1 protein-coding gene is annotated in these 2,044 nt (G+C 69.2%); it reads left to right on the top strand.

The window, feature by feature from the left end; translation table 11 throughout:
- The coding region (locus E2493_RS19400; RefSeq protein ID WP_135090192.1) for a calcium-binding protein at window positions 1-2,044 on the top strand (2,044 nt) is incomplete at both ends.

Below are 2,044 nucleotides of genomic sequence, written 5' to 3'. Positions count from 1 at the left end.
TGGAACGACGCGGTCGAGTTCGACGCGACGATCGCGCCGGCCGACATCGTCGTCGAGAAGTCCTCCGACGGCAACCATCTGATCCTGAAGATCGCCGGCAGCGAAGACCGGATCACGATGGAATGGGCGGTCACCGACGCCAATTACCGGATCGATCAGGTGCGCTTCGCCGACGGGACCATCTGGACCCATGCGGACGTGCTCGCCCGCGCGGTCGCCCCGATCCCCGCCGGATCGACCTTCACCGGCACCGGTGCGGGAGAGACGATCACCGGCACCTCGCGCTCCGACCGGCTGCTCGGCGGCGGCGGCGACGACATTCTGATCGGCGACAGCGGCGGCTACTACGAAAACCTGCTCGTCAACGGCGGCTTCGAGCAATCGGGCCCGTCGCCGAGCCGGGCCTCGTGGGGCTATTCGAACCCGACCCTGCCGGGTTGGACCAAGACCAACGCATCGGCGTTCGAGCAGGTCGACAGCGGGCATCAGAGCGTCATCGCCACCGAGGGCCGCTATTGGCTCGATCTCGACGGCTCGGGCACCGACGGCAACATGGTCATCTCTCAGCAGGTGACCGGCCTCGTCGCCGGCGAGTCCCTGGTGCTGCGCTTCGACCACGCCAACCGCATGAACGCGGCGAGCGGATCGTTCGAGGTGCTGTGGAACGACCAGTTGGTGGCGAGCTACACGACCACCGGCGTCGCGATGATCGGCGAGGTGATCAACCTCGTCGCTCGCGACGGCATGAACCAGCTCACCTTCCGGGGCACCGGCACCGTGGACGGCGGCGGCGCCTCGCTCGACAACGTCCAGCTCTATCGCCCAATCCTCATCCCCGGGACGACCTCCGGCAAGGACGTGCTCGACGGCGGCGCCGGCAACGACACGCTGCTCGGCGGCGCAAACGACGACCAGCTGATCGGCGGCACCGAGAATGACCTGCTCGACGGCGGGACGGGGGACGACAATCTCTCGGGCGACGCGGGCAGCGACACGCTGATCGGCGGGCAGGGCAACGACACCCTCGCCGGCGGCGCGGGCGACGACGTCTACCGCTGGAACCTCGGCGACGGCCAGGACACGGTCAACGATGCCGGGGGAATCGACGCGATCGTGTTCGGCCCCGGGATCACCGCCGCCGACCTCGTCATCCGCCAGCAGGGCTCGACCGGCCTGGTAGTCCGAATCCGCGACACCGACGAGCGCCTGACCCTGCTCAACGCCTTCGGCACGGCCGCGAACCGGATCGAGGAATTCCGCTTCGACGACGGGAGCGTGCTCGGCGAGGCGCAGATCCTGGCGCTGTCGATGGCCTCCACCGACGGCAACGACGTGCTCTACGGGACCGGCGCGGCCGACGTGATGAGCGGCGGGCTGGGCGACGATACGATCAACGCGCTGGGCGGCGACGACCAGCTGTTCGGCAATGCCGGCGCGGACACGCTGACCGGCGACACCGGCAACGATCTCCTGGTCGGCGGCACCGGCCGCGACGCGCTGATCGGCGGCGCGGGCAACGACGTCTACAGCTTCGCCCGGGGCGACGGCGACGACACGATCACCGACACCGCCGGCATCGACCGGATCGATTTCGGCGAAGGCATCCTGCCCGGCGAGATCGAGGTCCGGCAGGTCGGCTCGACCGGGCTGATGCTCGCGATCGCGGGCAGCTCCGACCGCCTGACCATCGTCAACGCGCAGAGCGTCGCCGGCAATGCGATCGAGGAGGTCAAGTTCGCCGACGGCACGGTCTGGACGCACGCGCAGCTGATCGCGAAGGCGATGGTCTCGACCGACGGCAACGACGTGCTCTACGGCACCGGCGCGGCCGACGTCATGCACGGCGGGCTCGGCGATGACAGCCTCAATTCGCTCGGCGGCAACGACCAATTGTTCGGCGACGAAGGCAACGACAGCCTCACCGGCGATGTCGGCGACGATGTCTTGGACGGCGGCCGCGGCGGCGACAGCCTGGCCGGAGGCGGCGGCAACGACGTCTACCGTTTCGCGATCGGCGACGGCCAGGACACGATCACCGACACGG

This window comes from Sphingomonas parva (ex Maeng et al. 2020), assembly GCF_004564275.1.
Taxonomy (GTDB): Bacteria; Pseudomonadota; Alphaproteobacteria; order Sphingomonadales; family Sphingomonadaceae; genus Allosphingosinicella; species Allosphingosinicella parva.
Note: the sequence above shows the minus strand (reverse complement) of the source record. Positions and strands in the feature narration are given on the sequence as shown.